This window comes from Devosia polycyclovorans (assembly GCF_042181575.1).
Taxonomy (GTDB): Bacteria; Pseudomonadota; Alphaproteobacteria; order Rhizobiales; family Devosiaceae; genus Devosia; species Devosia polycyclovorans.
Map to the genome: position 1 here is coordinate 2,708,848 of NZ_CP170082.1, position 19,807 is coordinate 2,728,654.

General features: G+C 61.1%; 19 protein-coding genes and 1 tRNA gene. 8 read left to right on the top strand and 12 right to left on the bottom strand.

Going from position 1 to position 19,807, the window contains the following annotated elements:
• Positions 1-222 precede the first annotated feature (222 nt).
• Positions 223-450 (bottom strand): hypothetical protein, encoded by a 228-nt coding sequence (locus tag ACE4RL_RS13630; protein WP_375597661.1) that lies wholly within the window; start codon positions 448-450, stop codon positions 223-225.
• A gap of 137 nt (positions 451-587) precedes the next feature.
• Between ACE4RL_RS13630 and ACE4RL_RS13635 the strand changes: the two genes are divergently transcribed.
• Positions 588-1,844, top strand: coding sequence for a cytochrome P450 (locus tag ACE4RL_RS13635; protein ID WP_375597662.1), 1,257 nt, complete (start codon positions 588-590; stop codon positions 1,842-1,844).
• Here ACE4RL_RS13635 and ACE4RL_RS13640 read toward each other — a convergent pair.
• The 5 genes from ACE4RL_RS13640 to ACE4RL_RS13660 form a co-directional block, all read right to left on the bottom strand.
• Positions 1,841-2,503, bottom strand: coding sequence for an SdpI family protein (locus ACE4RL_RS13640; protein WP_375597663.1), 663 nt, complete (start codon positions 2,501-2,503; stop codon positions 1,841-1,843). The genes ACE4RL_RS13635 and ACE4RL_RS13640 overlap by 4 nt on opposite strands.
• Positions 2,504-2,505: 2 nt before the next feature.
• Positions 2,506-2,907: a VOC family protein gene (locus tag ACE4RL_RS13645; protein WP_375597664.1), complete on the bottom strand. Its 402-nt coding sequence runs from the start codon at positions 2,905-2,907 to the stop codon at positions 2,506-2,508.
• Between the two features lie 64 nt (positions 2,908-2,971).
• Positions 2,972-3,454 carry a 30S ribosomal protein S9 gene (rpsI, locus tag ACE4RL_RS13650; RefSeq protein ID WP_375597665.1) on the bottom strand — a complete coding sequence of 161 codons (483 nt, stop codon included), beginning with the start codon at positions 3,452-3,454 and terminating at the stop codon, positions 2,972-2,974.
• A gap of 1 nt (position 3,455) precedes the next feature.
• Positions 3,456-3,920 (bottom strand): 50S ribosomal protein L13, encoded by a 465-nt coding sequence (gene rplM, locus ACE4RL_RS13655; protein ID WP_338723382.1) that lies wholly within the window; start codon positions 3,918-3,920, stop codon positions 3,456-3,458.
• A gap of 140 nt (positions 3,921-4,060) precedes the next feature.
• Positions 4,061-5,122: a COX15/CtaA family protein gene (locus ACE4RL_RS13660; RefSeq protein WP_375597666.1), complete on the bottom strand. Its 1,062-nt coding sequence runs from the start codon at positions 5,120-5,122 to the stop codon at positions 4,061-4,063.
• 79 nt (positions 5,123-5,201) lie between these two features.
• Here ACE4RL_RS13660 and ACE4RL_RS13665 point away from each other — a divergent pair, with 79 nt between their 5' ends.
• Complete coding sequence (locus ACE4RL_RS13665) at positions 5,202-5,426, top strand: DUF2842 domain-containing protein (RefSeq protein ID WP_375597667.1); 225 nt, start codon at positions 5,202-5,204, stop codon at positions 5,424-5,426.
• Between the two features lie 19 nt (positions 5,427-5,445).
• Here ACE4RL_RS13665 and ACE4RL_RS13670 read toward each other — a convergent pair whose 3' ends face one another.
• Together ACE4RL_RS13670 and ACE4RL_RS13675 are read right to left on the bottom strand one after the other, a co-directional pair.
• Positions 5,446-6,486 carry a polysaccharide deacetylase family protein gene (locus ACE4RL_RS13670; protein ID WP_375597668.1) on the bottom strand — a complete coding sequence of 347 codons (1,041 nt, stop codon included), beginning with the start codon at positions 6,484-6,486 and terminating at the stop codon, positions 5,446-5,448.
• A 14-nt stretch (positions 6,487-6,500) separates the two neighbouring features.
• A complete protein-coding gene (locus tag ACE4RL_RS13675) occupies positions 6,501-8,969 on the bottom strand; it encodes a GumC family protein (protein WP_375597669.1) in 2,469 nt (822 codons plus the stop codon).
• A 151-nt stretch (positions 8,970-9,120) separates the two neighbouring features.
• Here ACE4RL_RS13675 and ACE4RL_RS13680 point away from each other — a divergent pair, with 151 nt between their 5' ends.
• The 5 genes from ACE4RL_RS13680 (at position 9,121) to ACE4RL_RS13700 (ending at position 15,190) form a co-directional block, all read left to right on the top strand.
• Entirely contained in the window at positions 9,121-9,672 is a 552-nt protein-coding gene (locus tag ACE4RL_RS13680; RefSeq protein ID WP_375597670.1) for a polysaccharide biosynthesis/export family protein, read from the top strand.
• A complete protein-coding gene (locus ACE4RL_RS13685; RefSeq protein ID WP_375597671.1) occupies positions 9,672-10,802 on the top strand; it encodes a glycosyltransferase in 1,131 nt (376 codons plus the stop codon). Before ACE4RL_RS13680 ends, ACE4RL_RS13685 begins: the two co-directional genes overlap by 1 nt.
• 101 nt (positions 10,803-10,903) lie before the next feature.
• Positions 10,904-12,418, top strand: coding sequence for an undecaprenyl-phosphate glucose phosphotransferase (locus tag ACE4RL_RS13690; RefSeq protein WP_375597672.1), 1,515 nt, complete (start codon positions 10,904-10,906; stop codon positions 12,416-12,418).
• Positions 12,419-12,422: 4 nt separating this feature from the next.
• Positions 12,423-13,862: a hypothetical protein gene (locus ACE4RL_RS13695; protein WP_375597673.1), complete on the top strand. Its 1,440-nt coding sequence runs from the start codon at positions 12,423-12,425 to the stop codon at positions 13,860-13,862.
• Positions 13,859-15,190, top strand: a complete 1,332-nt coding sequence (locus ACE4RL_RS13700; RefSeq protein ID WP_375597674.1) for an O-antigen ligase family protein — start codon at positions 13,859-13,861, stop codon at positions 15,188-15,190. The genes ACE4RL_RS13695 and ACE4RL_RS13700 overlap by 4 nt, the downstream gene beginning before the upstream one ends.
• On the opposite strand, the gene ACE4RL_RS13705 is transcribed toward ACE4RL_RS13700, so the two are convergent.
• Together ACE4RL_RS13705 and ACE4RL_RS13710 are read right to left on the bottom strand one after the other, a co-directional pair.
• Positions 15,123-16,097, bottom strand: a complete 975-nt coding sequence (locus ACE4RL_RS13705; protein WP_375597675.1) for a phosphotransferase enzyme family protein — start codon at positions 16,095-16,097, stop codon at positions 15,123-15,125. The two genes, ACE4RL_RS13700 and ACE4RL_RS13705, sit on opposite strands and share 68 nt — an antisense overlap.
• A gap of 61 nt (positions 16,098-16,158) precedes the next feature.
• Positions 16,159-16,235: transfer RNA gene (locus ACE4RL_RS13710), tRNA-Pro, on the bottom strand.
• Positions 16,236-16,562: 327 nt separating this feature from the next.
• On the opposite strand from ACE4RL_RS13710, the gene ACE4RL_RS13715 reads away from it, so the two are divergent.
• The gene (locus tag ACE4RL_RS13715; RefSeq protein ID WP_375597676.1) at positions 16,563-16,688 is read left to right on the top strand and encodes a hypothetical protein; all 126 of its coding nucleotides are present in this window, start codon (positions 16,563-16,565) and stop codon (positions 16,686-16,688) included.
• On the opposite strand, the gene ACE4RL_RS13720 is transcribed toward ACE4RL_RS13715, so the two are convergent.
• Together ACE4RL_RS13720 and ACE4RL_RS13725 are read right to left on the bottom strand one after the other, a co-directional pair.
• Positions 16,685-18,787: a CHASE2 domain-containing protein gene (locus ACE4RL_RS13720; RefSeq protein WP_375597677.1), complete on the bottom strand. Its 2,103-nt coding sequence runs from the start codon at positions 18,785-18,787 to the stop codon at positions 16,685-16,687. The genes ACE4RL_RS13715 and ACE4RL_RS13720 overlap by 4 nt on opposite strands.
• 3 nt (positions 18,788-18,790) lie before the next feature.
• A complete protein-coding gene (locus tag ACE4RL_RS13725) occupies positions 18,791-19,684 on the bottom strand; it encodes a helix-turn-helix domain-containing protein (RefSeq protein ID WP_375597678.1) in 894 nt (297 codons plus the stop codon).
• Between the last annotated feature and the right edge of the window lie 123 nt (positions 19,685-19,807).

The following is a 19,807-nucleotide window of genomic DNA, read 5'->3' on the forward strand; positions in this document are numbered from 1 at the left end:
CAGGCTTGGTTGGTTGGACAGGCCCCTGCCCCGAACGCGCACTCGGAGGGGCAGACCGGCTTGCCGGAAAATCGAATCGGCGCGACGGGCCGATTGCAGGCGATACCGCCTTAACGGGCGGTAAAGGCACAGATAGGCGGCAATGAGGCAGGCTTCAATAGCCCCGGCATTTCTCGGTCCATTCTTGTGATTTCAAGGTGAACGCCGCCAATTTGGTTCAAATCAGCTGAAGCCGACCGCCACCCCCTTCTTGCGGAAGTAGGCCTGCATGAGCTTGCGGCCCTGGCGATTGGGCTGGGCGAGCTTGGCGGTTTCGAAGGTCGCCTCCTTGAGGCCCTCGCGCGCCATGGCGGATTTGAGCGCCGCAATATGGGTATCGATATCCTCATTGTCGTTGCGGATCGAGGCGTAGATGGCCTCAACTGCCTGGGTATAGGTGATGTCGCTCACGAGTTCGGCTCCTCGATTTCGTTGCCCTCTTCCCTAGCGATTTTTTCGTTGGGGGCAAGGTAGGAGGTCATAGGCACGCGGTTCTCAACGGTCTAGATTTGACCAGTCGATCAAAATCCACAGACAGTCTCCAGACCATGGCCGCCATCCTTCAAGTCAAGCCGATCACCGATGTTCCCGCTCACCTGCGCGCCAGTGCTCAACCACAGGACCCGACTTTCTACCAAAACCCATACGCGTTCTACGCCCGGCAGCATGCAAGCCACCCGGCATTCTTCTGGGAAGAGTACGGTCACTGGTGTTTCGCCGATTTCAAAACAGTCAGCTTGCTGTTACGCGACAAGCGGTTCGGGCGGGACATTCTGCATGTGGCAAGCCGCGAAGAGATTGGTCTGCCAGAGCCCAAGCCGCATGTGGCGGAATTTGACCTGACCGAGAAATATTCGCTGCTGAACCTGGAAGCGCCAGCCCACACGCGGCTGCGAACGCTGGTCAACCGGGCGTTTGTGTCGCGGCAGGTGGAGCAATTGCGGCCACGCATAAGGCAGTTGGCCAATGAGATGATCGACGGGTTTGAGGATCAGGACAGCGTCGATCTGATCAAGGCCTTTGCCGCACCGATACCAGCAATCGTAATCGCCGAGATGATTGGCCTGCCCGCGGAAATGGCGCCGCAATTGCTCAACTGGTCCAACCGCATGGTGACCATGTACATGTACAATGTCACGCGCGAGACCGAGCTTGACGCCAACAGGGCGGCGGCCGATTTCACAGCCTATCTGCGCGATGTGATAGCGGAACGGCGGAAATCGCCCAGGGAAGACTTGCTCACGCACATGCTGACCGCCGATCGCCAAGGCGATGTGTTGAGTGATGAGGAGGTCATTTCAACCGCAATCCTGCTGCTCAATGCCGGGCATGAGGCGACGGTGCACACAACCGGCAATGGGGTAAAGTCCATCCTAGAAAGCGGCCTCGACCCGCGGAGCCTGTTCGCCACGCCGGAGCAAGCGGAAAAGACTGTCGAGGAATGCCTGCGCTTCGATGCGCCGCTGCACCTGTTCACGCGCTATGCGCTGATGGACACGGAGGTTGAAGGCATAAGCCTGCGCAAGGGTGATGTGATCGGCCTGATGCTGGGTGCGGCCAACCGTGACCCTGCCCGCTTTGCCCATGCCGACCAGTTCGACCCGTTCCGCGCCGATGGCGCCAATGTCAGCTTCGGCGCCGGTATCCATTTCTGCATCGGCGCTCCGCTGGCGCGGATCGAACTGCAGGAAGCCATGGGCGTGCTGTTCGAGCGCCTGCCGAAGCTGCGGATCGTCGAACCGCCGCGCTATGGCGATGTCTATCACTTCCATGGGCTGGAAAGGCTGATGGTCGGGTGGCGCTAGTTGGCAGCATCGTCCGTCGACGTCAGGCGGGTAGCGACTAAGGTCACCAGCGCTGCCAGGAGAGGCAAACCTGTCAAAGTGGCGCCCATGCCGAGGACGAGAATGCCGGGCCCAGGGTCGGTCCAGGCAAGCCAACTCATAATGAGAGCGGCGCCAGCGGCGGCAATGCCGCTGATGCGATGAACCAAGCGCCAAGCCCGGTCCGAACGGATAGGCCAAGGCATGCGCAGCCCAGCATAGGAGTGCCGCTCTGCATCATAAAGGACTGCGGCGAGAACCAGCATTGCGGCTGCCAAGCCCAGCGCCGTGATGCGGAACATGTCGAAATCCGACCCTATGCCGCTCATCAGCAGACCAAGTTCGCAGCCGGCGGCCACTGCAAGCAGAAGCGTCAGGGCCGGTTCGAGGATGTGGCGGGTCTTGGCGAGATGGTTCCTCGTCAGGCAGCGCCCAAGGGTGAAGAAGGCAAAGAGAAGGATGACTTGCAGAGCTGGCGGGGTGGCGAGTGCGGCGTTTCTCGGCCACAGCCAATCTGCAGTGCTCCCCTTCCAGTGGGCGGGATAGGCATAATCGAAGGGCACATGCAGTATCGTGACACCGGCGATTGCCAGCGTCACACCAAAGAGCAGCAGGTGGAAGCGGGTAACGAGGCTGGTCATGGTTATTCGAGCAGAGCGGGCCTGTGCACGATATGGACCTTGTTTCCGTCCGGATCCCGCAGATAGGCACCGTAGTAGTCCGGCGCGTAGTGCTCACGCAGGCCCGGAGCCCCTTCATCGCTTCCCTCATTGGCGAGACCGGCGGCGTGTGCCAGATCGACAGCCTCCTGTGAGGGTGCAATGAAAGCGACCATGGCGCCATTGCCTGCGCTTGCAGGCTCACGGTCAAAGGGCGCGTAAACATAGAAGCGCGGAAATGGCCGAGCGCCGATCCAGCACAGGGCCTCCGGTCCGCCGTCTGGCTCAACAATGCGCCGACGCATGCCCAGAGGAGCCAGGACGGCGTCGTAGAATTGCCCTGCCCGTTCCAGATCGTTGCTTCCCACTGTCACGTGGCTGAACATGGTCCCTCCCAAAGCAAAAGGGCCGGTTTCCCGGCCCCTCGCAAAAGTCGACTTGTTCCAGCGATTAGCGCTTGGAGAACTGGAAGGAGCGGCGGGCCTTGGCCTTACCGTACTTCTTACGTTCAACGACGCGGCTGTCGCGGGTCAGGAAGCCACCCTTCTTCAGCACCGGGCGCAGAGCCGGCTCGAAGTAGGTGAGCGCCTTGGAGATGCCGTGACGAACGGCACCGGCCTGACCGGAAAGACCACCACCGGCAACGGTCACGTTGACGTCATACTGGTCGAGACGCTCGGAAGCGACGATCGGCTGCTTGACGATCAGCTGCAGCACCGGACGGGCGAAGTACTTAGCGAATTCGCGGCCGTTGATGGTCAGCGTGCCCTTGCCCGGCTTGATCCAGACGCGAGCAACGGCATTCTTGCGCTTGCCGGTGGCATAGGCGCGGCCGAGGCTGTCGAGCTTCTGTTCATGGACCGGCGCGGTGTTGGCGGCCGGAGCGGCAGCGGTGGTGCCGAGGTCTTCGAGGGAGTTGATGGTTTCGGCCATATTACTTCACCCGGACGTTCTTGGAGTTCATCGCAGCGACGTCGAGCTTGGTCGGGTTCTGCGCTTCATGGGGATGCTCAGTGCCGGCATAGACGCGCAGGTTCTTGAGCTGGGCGCGGGTCAGCGGACCACCGGGCATCATGCGGCGAACGGCGTTTTCAAGAACGCGGTTCGGGAAGCGGCCTTCAAGCAGCTCACGCGCGGTGCGGTCCTTGATGCCGCCGGGGAAACCGGTGTGCCAGTAGAAGCGATGCTGGTCCAGCTTGCGGCCAGTCAGCTTCACCTTGTCGGCGTTGATGACGATGATGTTGTCACCCATGTCCATATGGGGGGTGAAGGTCGGCTTGTGCTTGCCGCGCAGGCGCGAGGCGATGATCGAAGCCAGGCGGCCCACGACGAGCCCTTCGGCGTCGATCAGGACCCACTGCTTTTCGATTTCGCTCGGTTTTGCCGAGTAGGTGCTCATAAGCGAATTCCCTAGGATTCAAGAGACCGGCCCACGCATGGACCGGCCAGTTCGAGCGGGTCTCTAAGGGAGATTCACGTGGGCGTCAACAGGGAATAATTTCATGTTTTAGATCAATGGCTTATCTAAACGGTATTATATTACCGTACACGCCGCATGTCAGCGATATAGGCGACGGCGAGCCCTGCCAGCATGAAGGCAAGGGCCTGATGGCCCACCGCCAGTCCGATCGGCACACTCATCAAGAGGGTGGCGATGCCAAGAGCCACCTGCAAGAGGACAATGGCGCCAATGCGGGGGAGCCAGCCGTGCACGCCGCCAAAGCCACCATCCTTGTGGCGGCGCCAGATCAGCCATCCGATATACCCCACGATCAGATAGGCGAAGCCTCGGTGGATGAACTGCACCGTCAATGCGTTCTCAAAGAGGTTCCGCCAGGCCGGATCCATGACGAACAGGCCATTGGGGATGATCGCACCGTCCATCAGCGGCCACGTCTGGTAACCCATGCCGGCATCGAGCCCGGCGACGAAGGCCCCTGCCCCGATCTGGAGGACAACGACCAGCAGCAGAATGATAGCCGTCGCCATGTGGAAGCCTGTCACCCTGCCCAGCACACGGCCAGGGGATAGCGAGCGCGCCACATAGACCAGGGCGATAAAGAGCAGGCTTGCTGCTGTGAGGTGTGCCGCCAGACGGTATTGAGACACCGAAGTCAGTTCAGTCAGACCGGACGAGACCATCCACCAGCCCAGGGCGCCCTGAAAACCACCGAGAATGAACAGGCCGAACAATGGCCAGGCGAGATCGCGCGGCAAACGCTTCTGAAACAGGAACACGACGAACGGCACGATGAAGAGCACGCCAAGGAAGCGCGCGACCAGCCGATGGAACCACTCCCAGAAGAAGATGAATTTGAAATCGTCCAGGCTCATCCAGGAGTTGAGCACATTGTACTGGGGGATCTGCTTGTAGGCTTCAAACTCAGCTTCCCACTCGGCCTGGTTGAGCGGTGGAATGACGCCGGAAATTGGCTTCCAGGAGGTAATGGACAGGCCCGATTCCGTCAGCCGCGTGATGCCACCAACCACCACGATGAGCAGCACGAAAGCGGCCAGGCCATAGAGCCAGATGCGGACTGGACGCAAAGGGTCGCTGGCGTAGCTGATCTGGCCCGGTGCGGCATCTTGCTTAAGGGTCACGGCGCGGTTTCCGGTTTCGGCAAAGGTGCGGGAGTGGTAATCCCGTGCTCATTGTCCCGCAATAGGCCAGATGCCGCACATGACCCAGCGCAACCGCAAATTGATCGGCGCCTTCCTTCTGGTGGGGTCAATTATCCTATGGTCGGTTCTGGCGACATGGGTCTATCTACTGTTGCCCGAAGGCCTGCCGGGGCTGGTGCTGATCGGCTTCTTCATCATTGCTGGCATGGGTTGGATGCTGCCGGCCATGCCGTTGATCAAGTGGATGGCAAAGCCTGACGCCAGCGCTGAAGACAACCCTTGAGTCGAGTCTCTTCAGGGACTTAGCGCATTATCCTGCCAAGTTGCGTGAACAGGCCGCCACTGGCGAAGACATCGACATAGCGCCGCTGCTGGAAGTAGCCATTAAGAGACACGCGCGGCAGTGCGGTCAACTGCTGCAGATGATGCGGGTAAAGGCCGCCGGGTCGAGTGGTCACCGCGGTGCGGAAGCCGAGCTCCTGCGCCAAGGCGAACTCCCGAGGCCCGCAAGACAGCGGTCCACCCAGCGGATAGGAAAAGTGGGCCGGACGAATGCCGAACTGGGCCTCAATGATCTCGACCGACTGGAACATCTCGTTGCGAGCGTGCTCGGCCGTTAGCTTGGCGAGTTCAAAGTGATGGACCGTATGGGCGCCTATGGTGCAGAGCGGATCGCCGGCGACCAGCCGTAGTTCCGGCCAGTCCATAATCAGCTCTCGGCACTGTCGCTGCAGATCATAGCCATAGGCACTGGTGAACGCCTCCAACAGCGCCAACCGCTCCGCCTCGGGCAACTTGCGCATGCGCCAGTAGAGACGCTCGAACGCCTCCTGCTTCTGGGCGAGTGTCCGGGTATCGACGTATTCGGTCTGGCCATCTTCAGAGAAGGCGACCGCGTCTTGCCGGGCGATAATGTCCTCGATTGCCTGCCACCAAAGCTGCCCGATGCCATCGACGAATGCGGTCGGCACATAGAGCGTGAAGGGCGCCTCGTGCGCCCGCAGGATGGGCAGCGCGTGCTGCAAATTGTCACGATAAGCATCATCAAAGGTCAGAACGACAAATTGACGACCTTTCCTGGGTGAGGCCAGCCGCTCCAGTGCTTCGTCCAGAGTAACGATATCGATGCCGAGATCGCGGAGCCGCTCGAGGCAATAGTCGAGAAAGTCTGGCCGGACCTGCAGAATAGCATTGGGCGAAAAGTCTGCCGGTGACTCAGGCAAGACCCGATGCAAGGTCAGTATGACCCCGCGCGAGCGGGAAAGCAGCCGGAACAGGGCTGGCATGCCCGTCAGCCAGAGCAGTTCGAAGGCGGCTCGAATGGCGGTGTATTTTAGCGACACGACCGGGTTCGCGCTCAGGCCGCCACCGGCTCTGCCAAAGCGGCGATCTCTACCTGTTGCAGCCCAGCCTCCCGGAGTTCCTGGCGCGCCTGTTCTGCGCTCTCGAACTCGGTCTCGGTGTCGGCGACGAGCACAACACGTCCTCCCAGTTCGACGAACATATCCAGGGTCGAGGCACCGCCCACCCTGCCCGTGAGGACGACGACAACTTCATAGATGTCGCCCAGAGCCTCGACCAGGGTAGCAGGACGGGTGGAGCGATTGTCGATGCCTGGCCGTGTACCCCAAGTCACCTCGGCAAATCCGTTGTCAGCCGACTTCTGCACGACATCGCCAAAGCCGGCCTCTCCGCTGCTCAGATCACTGATGCCAACCTCTGCAGTGCGCAGGCCGGTTCCAGCGTCAATCAGGGCAACACTCAGCCCCCTGGAAATGGCGTCGCCAACCAGGTCTTCGGCCATGGTCCTGCTTGCCTGACCAGAATAGTGGTCTGCCAAGAGGAGGAGATGCGTCCGGCCCAGAACGAGATCCGAGACAAGATCCGACGACCGGATCACTGCGGACGCACGACGCGGGCTATGGGAATCGCGGGGCGTCGTTCTCGGCCCTTCCCCCGCATGGGTGGCAGAAGGCGCAGATGGCATGACTGGCTCTTGCGCCGATAGATCGGGAGAGATGGCGGCCTCAGACTCGGCCCGCTCCCCGGACGTTGCTACGGCCAGGTCGCGAATGAACTGACTGGCTGCATCGGGCGAAGCCGCCGGCTGACCCGCGCGATCTTCCTCAAAGGGGTCCATCGCCACAGTTCGAGATGCCGGAACCTGGTCTGCGTCGACAACGGCGTAATCGTCATGGGCCAGGCTCGCATGACTCAAGTCGGCGTCGAGATCGCTCAACTCATCAAGTTCATCGACAGCGTCGGCGAGGTCGACGTCGCGCCCGTGATGATCTTCCGGGGCGTGGCGATCTCCCGAAACAACAGCTGCAGGTTGCTCCTCTTCGTCCCAGCGCTGTTCGGGTTCCAGTTCATCGGGGTGAAACGGCGCTTCGTCGAGTTCATCGCTGGTCAGAGGCCGCTGCGCGACCGGTGCGAGCGCGCGACCAGACATCAGCTCGCCAAAGGCTACAGCTCCGACCTGCACCAGCACGGACACAATAGCGACTGCGAGCATGATGAACGATGTATTGGGCGAGGCCGGCGTCACTGAAGGCGCAGCTTCCGACACGACTCGAACGTCGGGGAGCGCCGAATTGGTATCGACGCGCGACGAGGCTTCGTTGAAGCGCAGCAGATAGGCCTCAAGCAGATCGCGTTGCGCCTTGGCTTCACGCTCCAGACCATCAAGGGTCACGGTTTCCCGCGTGGCCAGGGACGCGCTGGATTTGGCCCGTGCCAAATCAGCCTGAAGGGAGGCGGCCAGACTGGCTTCGATCTGCGCTTCTGCTTCGAGGGCGGCGGCGACACGCGTGCCTTCCAGACTGATCTGATTATCGAGCTCAGCGATCTGGGCGTTGAGTGCGCGGATGGACGGATGGTTGGCCAGCATAGTAGCGGATCGCTGGGCCCGTTCGCCCTGCAGGCGCGCCTTTTCTTCACTGAGGCGCTGAATAACGACTGAGTCGCGTACGTCGGCGACACCCTCAATCGGCTGGTTGCGCTCGATCAGGCCGCGGATCAACGCGGCACGCGACTGGGCAGTATTCTTGCGTTCCTGCGCCGCGGTAATCTGGGCCGAAACATTGGACAGTTCCTGATCGAGCAGGCTGGTGTTGTTCTGACCGGTGAACAGATCGTTCTCTACCCGGAAATTGGCAACGGCCGATTCGGCCTCCTGAACGGACACCCGCAGCCGATCGATCTCCTCACGCAGCCACCCGGACGCATCGGCCGTGTCCGAAATTGAAAGCTGGGCCCGGCGCGCCACATGAGCAGAGGCCACTGCATTGGCAATGCGCGCTGAAAGTGCGGGGTCTGTGGTACTGACAGTGACCGAAATAATCCGGGAATCGCGCTCCTGTCTCACATCAAGGCGGTCATACAAGGACTTCAGGACCGTCTCGTCGATGCTATCCGGTGTCGCAGCACGCCGGCCCGCGATCTGCATGATCATGGCGACAGGCGAGAAACCGGAGGACGAGCCGTTGAACTCGGAAACCGAGCGCAGATCCAGCGCATCTATGACCCCAAGCAATGTGTCACGGGACTTCAGCAGTTCGATCTGGCTCGACACCACACCGACCTCATTACCGGACACGGAGGGCGCCTGTTCGTTGGAGGCGCGGACATAGGGGCTGGACCGGGGCTCCACCAGAATGGCGGAGGTCGAATCGTACATGCGCGGCTGAAACAGGAGCACCACGAAGGTCGCGACCAGCAGGCCCAGCGTAATCAGCAGGATACGGGGCAAACTGCGAATGATAGCGGAAAACAGAGCCCCGACATCGATCCGCGTGTCGTCTAGATGCTGTTGTTCGTACGTCATGACCTGCCCTCGGTATTGTCGTAGACCTACGCCAGTCATGGTCAACATTGAGTTAACCAGGCTTGCGACCCGCGAGGCAAAGATCGCGCCATAAGCGAATTCTTAACCATGACAGACCAGACTGCTGGCAATTCTAGAGCTCAGGATTGCTATGCGCTGGCTACCATTTATCGCCGTTGTCATGTCGCTGGTGCTTGCGGGTTGCGCTACGACGCGGCCCGCGACCTACCTAGTTGACACCAAGGGGCCCTATCAGCTCGACACCGGCGATATCGTACGGGTTGCTGTCTACGGCGATGCCGAGTTGAGCAACACCTACAAGGTCGACGACAAGGGGGCGATTGCCTTCCCGCTGGTCGGTCCGGTTCCGGTGCGCGGCACCACTACAGAGGTCGCGGCCCAAAGGCTCGCCCGGGCGCTGGCCAATGGCTATATGCGCAATCCCGATGTGGCAGTGGAAGTGGATCAGTATCGGCCCTTCTACATCCAGGGCGAAATCAAGACGGCTGGGCAGTTTCCCTATGTTTACGGCATGACGGTCCGTGCGGCCATCAGCACCGCCGGTGGATACACCGAGACGGCAGATCGCAATCGCGCCCTTGTCTATCGACGCCAGGGCAATGAGATGGTCAGGGGTGCCGTGGATCTCGACTTCCCGATCTATCCCGGCGACACGATCGTGGTGCAGGAGCGCTGGTTCTAGTGAACAAGCCCGATGGACTGCGCATTCTGCAGGTGCTGCGCGCTCCCGTCGGCGGATTGTTTCGCCATGTCTCGGACCTGACTCACTACCTGGCGAACAAGGGACATGAAGTCGGCTTGATAGTCGACAGCGTTGCCAACGATGCGCAGACTGAAACGCTGCTTGGTGCGCTCGAACAGCACAGTGCACTGGGGATCCACCGGTTTCCCATGCCGCGTCAGTTCGGGCGCGGCGACCTGAAAACGCCCTTTGCCGTGGCGGCATTGGCCCGGCGCCTCAAGGCCGACATCCTGCATGGGCACGGGGCCAAGGGCGGGTTCTATGCGCGCCTTGCCAGCTATGGGCGTCGCAAGGTCAATGTTTTCTATACGCCGCATGGCGGGGTGCTGCACTTTCCGGCAGACAAGGCATCGGGCCGCCTGTTCCACAGCATCGAGCGCCAGTTGATGGGCCGCACCGAGGCCATCATCTTTGAAAGCGCCTATGCGCAGAACACCTATTCAAAACTCATCGGCAAACCGACCTGCCAATCGAGCGTAATCCACAACGGCCTGCGCCAGGAAGAGTTTGAGGCTGTCGTTCCTCGGGCGGACGCCGCAGACTTTGTGTTTGTGGGCGAATTGCGGGCACTCAAGGGCATTTTTCCACTCGTGGAGGCCCTGGCCAAAGTGGTGCGCCCCGACGGCCGGCCGGCACGACTGGTGATGGCCGGTGATGGTCCTGACCGGGCCGCCCTGGAAGAGAGAATTGCTCAATTGGGAATCGGGGGCAGGGTTGAACTGGTCGGGTCGAAGCCGGCGCGCAGCGTGTTCGCACGCGGCCGTTGTGCCGTGGTGCCTTCGCTGGCTGAATCCCTGCCCTATGTGGTGATGGAGGCGGCCGCGGCGCAGCTGCCGGTCATTGCCACCCGCGTCGGTGGTATCGCGGAGATCTTCGGCCCAACCGCGACCAGCCTGATCGAGCCGAACAATGCGGAGCGGTTGGCGGAGGCGATGACGCGCGTTCTTGCCGATCCTGAAGGGGCCAATGCCGAAATGCACAAGCGGCTCGATCACATCGTCGCAGGGTTTTCTGTGGAGCGGATGGCAGGGCAGATAGAGCAGCTCTATCTCGAGGCAACCTTGCAGTAACCCTTAGGGAATTTCACCGGACTGCCCCCTCGGGCTTCACCGAGTATAAAGGTCTGCGCCCTAACCATACCGGTCACAATCAGAAGGTGCCGGTTTGCGTCATGTATCGCGTCGATCCCAAAAAGGCCATTGAGGACCATGCGTCCCGCACGGATGCTTCGGACAGAGTGCGGCTGTCCGACGGCGCCGAGCGTATCATTGCGGCCCCTGTGGACCGGACCCTGTCGGGCGCGATCATTGCCGGCGCCGCCCAAATCATCGAGGCTGGGCTGCTGGCCATATTGGGCTATGGCATCCACCTCGCTTATGTGGAACCACGGCAGGACGGGTTCTATATTCCGGTCATCCTGGCCAGCGTGCTGGTTGCCAATATTGCCTTCAATGCCGTGCGGGCCCATCGCATCAGCGCCTATCGCACGCGCATTTCCCAGATCGGACGCGTTCTTGGCGCCTGGCTTGTCGTGATGCTCGTCCTGACCGTGGGACTGTTCTTCTTCAAGGCAGGCGACATGGTCTCGCGCGTCTGGCTGCTAAGCTGGTTCCTCTCCGGCGCTGCCCTGCTGATCGTATATCGACAGATTCTGCGTGGCCTCGTCCTGCGCTGGACCGGGCAAGGCCGTCTCAAGCGGCGCACAGTCATTGTGGGCGGCGGCGCGGATGCGGCAGTGTTGATCGAACAAATCCAGTCTGGCGCGGACAAGGACATCAATCTGCTCGGGCTTTTCGATGACCGCATCGGCGAACGGTCGCCCGATGTCGTTTCGGGCTATGAGAAGCTGGGCAAGGTTTCCGACCTTATCGAGTTCGCGCGGCGCACGCCTGTCGACCTCGTCATTGTCTCGATGCCGCTATCGGCCGAAAAGCGCGTTTTGGACATGCTGACCCAACTCTGGGTGCTGCCGGTCGACATCCGGCTTTCGGCGCATATGAGCAAGCTGCGCTTTACCGAGAAGGCCTATTCTTATGTCGGCGAACTGCCCGTTCTGGACATGGCGGACCGCCCGATTTCGGACTGGAACCTCATATTCAAGTGGGTGTTCGACAAGGTTGTCGCGCTGACGGCCCTTGTTCTGCTTTCGCCTGTGATGATCATCGCGGCCATCGCCATCAAGCTGGAAAGCAAGGGGCCGGTGTTCTTCGTGCAGCACCGCCATGGCTTCAACAACGAATTGATCCGCATCTACAAGTTCCGCTCGATGCGGACCGATATGCTCGACGCAGCGGCTGCCAAGCTGGTGACCAAGGACGATCCGAGGGTGACCAAAGTGGGCAAGTTCATCCGCCGCACCTCGATCGATGAATTGCCACAGTTGTTCAACGTGCTCAAGGGCGAGCTCTCCATTGTCGGCCCCCGGCCGCATGCGCTTCAGGCCAAAGCGGCGAACCAGCTCTACTACGAAGCCGTGGAAGGCTATTTCGCCCGCCATCGCGTCAAACCGGGCATGACCGGCTGGGCCCAGATCAATGGCTGGCGCGGGGAAACAGATACGATCGACAAGATCATGCAGCGCGTGAACCACGATCTCTACTACATCGAGCACTGGTCGATCCTGTTCGACCTCTACATCGTGGTGATGACGCCGCTCAGGCTCTTCACGTCCGAGAACGCCTACTAGCCGGATGACCCGTTCCATTGCGTTGCGCTTCGCCGGACTGCTTGCCTTCTCGGCTTTGGCCATGCCTGCGCAGTCGCAGGGTGATATCTGCGTTGACTGTATCAGCGTCCGTGTTGGCCCCCCGCTAGTCGTGCGCGGCCCCTTTCCAGACGAGCTGGATGCAACCTTTGCGGCGATCAGGCTACCGGACGGAACGTTTCGCGGGTTCAGTGCCAATGGCGCGACCTATGCTGTGGACGGCGCCAGCCTGCCGGATATGGGTGGCCCGCGCCGTGCTGTGCTGGAACCGGGCGAACCCGGGAGCATCAACGACTGCGGCCGCTGGCTGACATCAACTGTCCGGAGTGAGGGTGCGCTTGTCGGCTTCGTTCATCAGGAACGGATGTGCGACTACGATGTCGGGAGAACCGACAAGACCATGGCGATTGCGACGTCGACGGACGATGGCCTCACCTGGACCGACCTCGGCACCGTAATTGCCGGCACCGACAGCCCCCTGCCCGACCGCATCACCGGCGAAGGTGATTGCTCGCTGGTGGACGGTCACGACGGCTTTCTTTACGCATATTGCCTGCGCAATACAGACTGGCAGACAATCGTCGCGCGGGCCCCCACGAGGCTTTTGACGGATTGGCGCAAATATCATGAGGGCGCCTGGCGCGAGCCAGGACTTGGCGGGGCGGCGACCGATATCGGGTTTGTGGGCACCGGGGCAGGCTACCTGGTGGATGAGGGCTGGATCGCTGCCGTCGCGACCGACCCTTGGTTTGGCGGACTGCGCCTGTCCCTGTCGCCCGACATGGTGAATTTTGTCGATTTAGACGAGCCCCTGGTGCCGATCGATGCAGCGGAATGGAGCCGCCCTGCCCCAACGGACCTATCGGTCTATGCCTCCCTCGTGAACCCTGAGAGGGGCGGAAACGACCTGGGCAACCAGTTCATGTTGACCTATGTGTTCATCCCAGCGGGCGCGGGCTTTGAGAGCCGGTACCTTGTGCAGCGTGAGGTTGCGCTATCTACCGATGCCGGGCCGGATTTGGCCCAGGTAGGGATTGCACTCAGCCGCTGGCGTGATCCCGAGACGGACCGCTTTGTGTCGGCTACCGGACCCGTCGTCGGCAACGGGCGCGCTTATGATTTCGAAACAACAGTCGCCTATGCGCTGACGCGCGCCTCGGACAGTGCTGCCAGCGTGAAACTGGTGGAATGCTCATCCGCCTCGTCAGCGACCGCGAGCAATATGCTGGCCCAAGAAGGACATTGTGCTCAGCAGGGTATGGAAGATGGCCGCACGGCGGGCTGGCTTCTGGCTTCCGGACACGCCGGGACGGTGCCGGTGCATCGCTGCCGCGCCTCAAGTGGCCAGTCGTTCATTTCCGGAGCGCCTGATTGCGAGGGGCTTGGAACGCTGGACGTGATTCTGGGATATGGATTTGCGCCATGAGCATGGCCGGCGACGTATCCGACAATCGAGGCATGCAGATCAGCCTGTCGGGACTGCGATTTGCGGTGTTCTCGACGCGCAATTTTGTGTTCCTGATTGCCATTCTGGCGATGAATTTCACGCTCTTCCGACCTTCGCCGGTCGACCTGCTCTACGTGCTCGCCTTCCTTATCACGCTCGTGCACATAGCCTTGCAGGAACGGATCGAAGTATCGCGCCGTGCCCTGGTACTTTCGCTGCTGGCAGCCGCCTGGCTAGGCTCGAGCATAATAGCCTCGCTGCCGCATCTGAGTGAAGAAGGGGTGATCTTCGAGCTTGTCTCGAAAACCTTCGCCATCGCGATCGGCATCATTGGCGCCTTCGTGTCCATGAGCTGGCACCGCCGGCATTTCGAGACCTTCATGAAGGTCTATATCGTCTCTGCCATTATCGGAGCCCTGCTCGGCACCGCCGGCTTTCTGACCCAGCACCCGATCCTGACTTGGGACGGCCGCGCCAAGGGTCTCATCGACGACCCCAATATGTATGGCACATTCCTGATCCCGGCCGCAGTATTCTGCGCCTACTATCTGCCGCGGACCCGGCACAAGTTGGTGGTGACGGCAGCCATGGGCATCATCATGCTCGGCATCCTCCTGTCCTTCTCGCGAATTGCGGTGGTCGGTGCCATGGTGTGCCTGTTCGCCTATATCGCCTTTCAGAACCGGAAGAGCCCGCGCCGGCTGATTCTGATAGCGAGCGGCATCGTAGCGAGTGCGCTGCTGCTGTTGGGTATAGCCAGCGTGACCTCAGCGGAGTTCACGGCCAAGCTCCTGGACCGGCTGACCTTTGCCAAATCCTATGATCTGGGTGAGGAAGGCCGCTACAGCCGCTATCTCCTGGTCATCCCCATGATCATTCAGGATCCAATAGGCGTGGGCGTGCTGCAGCTTGAGAAGATATTTCCCGAACCCATTCACAATGTCTGGCTCAGTTCCTTCGTCAACTACGGCTGGACGGGAGGCATCGCCTGGCTTTCTCTGGTCACGGGCAGCGTTTTCGTGACTATCCGCAACTACCGGCGGACAGGCAACGAAATCAGTCTCGCCTTGCTCGCCTCCGTGGTCGGCATCATCCTGGGAGCCTCACTGCATGAGGGCGAGCACTGGCGACAGATGTGGCTCATGTTCGGCCTGATCTGGGGATTCACCTGCTCGCATGCTGGCATGACCGAACCACCACCGCGGCGCTTGCCAGCCAGAGCTGCGGACCGGACGACCGCTAGGGCCAGATCGGTCCGCGCAAATAACGCTGAGCCAGGTCTGCGGTCCCCTGCGCAAAACCATTGACGTGGGTTTGTGCCAGGCCGGTCTCGATATGCGACCCGATCCAGGCCAGAAGAGCCATACGGCGAAGCAGGACCATGGAATCGAGCATTTCAACGTCGAGGGCCGAAAGCGGCCGGGTGGCCTGGTAGGCTTCGAGCCACGCTGCCTTGAGCGCGGGCACCGCTTTATGCGTCTCGTGAAATGAAATAGCAGCAGCAAAGTCGTAGCCGAACCAGCATAGCCCGCAATCGTCGAAGTCAATCAGGCACACCTGATCACCATCGACAAGCAGATTGCCCAGCCGCATATCAGCATGGATAAGGCCGTAGCGGTCCGTGCCCGTGCCATAGTCTGCCAGGCGGCGCCTGAGCAGGGATTGCGCGCGATCCAGAACAGCGTGGATGTCCGCAGTCACGCCGGGTGCGACGCGCCAATCGCCCCACAACCCGTCGGGGTCCAGAATGGCCTCGGCAGTCCAGGCCTGACGCTCGAATGCCAGGGGACGCTTCCAGCCTATGGCGTGCTCGTGCAATCGGGCTGCATAATCGCCCAGCACTGAGAATAGCTCGACCAGATTGCTTTCCGGCGTTGGTTCGTGTCCGGCGATAAAATGAAACAACACCGCATGATGCGTCTCACCCGCCGCGGTAGAGAAGTTCTGCAAGAGTTTTCCGTTGCTGCCGCCAATTGGCTCGGGAATGATAAGGTCGGTCTGCTTGTGGAGCGCCTCAAGCCAGTCCAACTCACTCTCGATATTGGCAGTGCTCTGGTAATCTGGCCGATGGACCCGCAGGCAGTATGCTTCGCCATGAGGCGCGCAAAACAGGAATGTGTGATTTTCGGAGTGATTGATGAGCCGGGCCTCAGCACCGGTCAGTTCGTCCCACAGCGGGATGGCGTTATCCAGGTCGCTCACCTGTAGCGGCATGGCCGGCTCCGGCTTTGGGCGTGGGGCCGCCCTTGGCCCCAGATAGTCGCTCTAGAGTGAATGGTCGGAGCGGCCGGATTTGAACCGACGACCCTTTGTCCCCCAGACAAATGCGCTACCAGGCTGCGCTACGCCCCGACTGCGCGGAGACATAGAGATTCCGGGTGTTTAGTGCAACCCCGTTTTTGCACCGGGTGTGAACAAACCAGAACACAAAAAAAAGCCAATTGGGCGGGTGTGGGGCCGAAAGTCCCAGAGCTTTGACGCTGTCCCTGATGCAGGGATTCATTGCAGGGCGCGTGCGCGAGGTTCAGGTCAATTCAGCGGTCGCTCACGTTTCACTCCGAAAGGCCGACCACGGCGTCCATGATCGGCAATGTTGCGGTTGCCGAGTCTCGACGTGGCCGCAAAATGCACTACACTCACTCTCCGAGGGCGGTCCAGGGGACCGCGAGGGAGGATTGTATGGATCACGAAGAAGACGCTGGACTGGACTTCATCGAGGGTTTTTCGCTTCTGGCCGGCGCTATCTGGATTATTGGCGCGCTGGTGCTCGGCGCCATGGTGGTGATGGGCCTGGGCCGCGTCTAGCTTGCTGCCGGGGTGGTGGCTTCTCTGAAGTCTTCAGCCCGCATCAAACATGCGTCGTAGAAGGGTCCCAGGCGCGCATCGACGGCCAACGCCTCGCGCCGACAATTGTCCAGGGCGCGCTGGTAATCGTTGCAGGAGGCCAGGTCGGAAAGCAGTTGCGCATGGGCGGCTGCCAATGCCGCGAATGAAGGGCTGCGGCGCATCGATGCGTCGCCTACGAGAATGTAAATCGGTTCGCGGCCGCTCTTACCCTTGAGCTCGATGGCGCCGGCGGGCAACAGGGCAAGGTCGGGTACCGCTGCGGCTGTTTCCTGGGTGACCAGGATATCGTGTGCCACTGCGCGACAGGCGCCCTCGATCCGGCTGGCGATATTTACGGTGTCGCCGATGCAGGAATAGTCGAAGCGCCGTTCGAAGCCCACATTACCCACGAGTGCAGGACCGGTGGCGATGCCTATGCCGATCGCAATCGGTTCCTCAGCAGAGGCGTTGAGCCGGTGAAGGGCTTCGCGCATGGCAAGCGCAGCCAGGCAAGCGCGCTCGGCGTGCCGGTCAACATCGACCGGGGCATTCCAGAAGGCCATGACGGCATCGCCCATGAATTTGTCGATGGTGCCCTTTTCATTGACAATGGCCTGGCCCAGGGCGGCAAAGAGGCGGTTGAGGATGTCCACCAATCCAGCCGGCGTCGTGCGTTCTGCCAAGGCCGAGAAATTGCGCACATCCGAAAACATGACTGTCAGATCCCGCAAATCTCCGCCGAGTTCGAGCAGGCGCGCATCGGCCTCGATACGCGTCAGGAGCGAAGGCTCGACATAGTGGGCGAAGGCCCGACGGATACGGCGGCGATCCGCATCGGTGACGGCGAAGCGGAAGAAGGCCATTGCAGCATAGAGCAGCAACGCCCCGAGCAGGGCGAAACTGGGATCGATCAGCAAGCGCGGTTGGGAGAAGGCCCACCAGCTTGTCGCGAGCAGCAGGCCGGCGATTGTCAACGAGACAACTAGCCCCACAATCGGACCGGTGAAAATAACCGCAAGGACAATCAGCAGACCGGCCAGCGCAAAGAGCGCCATTTCCAGGCCGCCAACCCAGTCAGCTCGATCAAGGAAGACGCCGGTCAGCATTTGTTCGAGGGCCTGGGCGTGAATAGAAACGCCTGGCACTGCAGTCCCCAATGCACTGGCCCGGATGTCGAACAACCCACTCGCCGATGCGCCAATCAGCACGATGTGCCCGGCGATCTGTGGCGCAAGGTCCCGGTAGCCGTCCGCCAACAGGTCGCGCGCGGGTAGATAGATGTCCTGGGGCAGGTGCCGAAAATAGAGCCAGATATCGCCGCTGGGGCCGGTGGGCACGGCGAAATCGCCAATGCGCAATTGCTCGACGGTCCCTGCCCCGGCATTGTTTCCAATGACAACAAGCGTCGAGACGCCCAGAGCCACCCGCAGCGCCTCGACAGAAAGCGATGGCAGTACCGAGTCGCCATTGCGCCACAGCATGGGCAGGCGGCGCGCCACCCCTGCCCCTTCACGGTCCAGGCTGGCAACGCCGAGGCCGCGAGCGGCCTCAGACAGCACAGGCAGCGGTTGTGCTGCGCCGCCCAATTGCGGCACCTGGGCCAATGGGTCCTCGCCGGTCATGGCCAGGCCGGACTTTGGCGCCAGATCGGTAACCGCCGCGCGACCGCTTTGTGACAGGCTCAGTACAGTCGGGCCCAAGGAGAGAGCGGAAGCGAAGGTGGTGTCGTAGTTCTCACCTCGGGAGATCGTCGCCATTGGAGAAAGTCGATCCGGCTCACTGAAAAGTAGATCGAACACGACAGCCGTAGCGCCCAATTCGGTCAAACGGTTGGAAAGGTCTGCCATGGTGGAACGCGGCCAGGGCCACTGCCCAATGTGCGCAAGTGAGGTCTCATCGATATCCACGATGCGGATAGGCAGGTCGGCCTGCACTTCGCGAGGACGCAACTGCTGGAACAGGTCGAAGGTGGTCTCGCGCGCGACCTGCACCGGATAAGGATCGGCCGCCCGCAATAGCGTCAGACCGACAATGACCGTCAGGCCGAAGAGCAGTGCCAGCCAGCCGCGCCTACCCATGCGCTAGCTGTACCGGCTGTCGGCCACTATGGGGCGCTCACGCACCTCGCGGCGGAAATCGCTGGGGGACATGCCCGAAATCTTGCGGAAAGACTTGTTGAAGGCACTCAGCGAGCCAAAGCCGCTATCCATAGCAACCCCGAGCACGCTGGTCTCGTCGCGCATCAGCAGAGCCTGCGCGTAAGAGAGGCGCATGAGGTTGATATAGTCATTCAGCGTCATGCCGGTGCATCTCTTGAATACGGTCATGGCGTATTTGGGATGAATGTCTGCCGCCACGGCGATATCGACAGAGTCGATCTCTTCGCGGAAGTTACCAGCGATGAAGTCGCAAATGCGGACGACAATGGGGGACGTGTGCTGATCCAGTCCGCCATTGTCGGACACCGGCTGGGCTTCGGGCAGCAGGCGATAGGGCGAGAAACGCAGCCTCTCGATACGCAGCAGGAGTTCGTCAACGGCAAGGCTGGCTTTCATCGGGTCGCCGGAGCGAGCGTACTCAACCCATCGCTCGAAATTGACCGGGTCAGCGGCATCAGTGGCACTGGATACCAGGGTCGCCCCCTGCATGAGCCGCGCCTGCAGGTCGGACGGCAGGCGCAGTCGAAAGAAATGCACGAGCGGCAAGTGCCCGCCGGCATAGACAAGGTCCGAGGACGCATCATCGAGGCGATGGGGTTGCCCGCCCCAGAACAGGGCAAAATCTCCGGCTTCGAAACGCGCTTCATGCCCCGCCATATGGTAGTGCGCCCATCCGCGCACGACGTAATTGACTTCGACCTGCGCGTGCCAATGGTCCGCCCGCATCAGGCGCGGCTTGGTATGGAACATCTGCAAGGCCGTGGGCGCATGTTCGACGCCGTTGGCTCTTGGCTCGTAGAAGAGAGGAGTATCCATCTTACTTTCCGCCCGGTCCGCATACCCGAAATCGCGGTATGCCACTTGCGGGCGCGCTAACTTAGAAATCACATGGCGCAAGAGCAATTGAAAAGCTTGTCTTTGGACGGGCCAGTCGCGCTG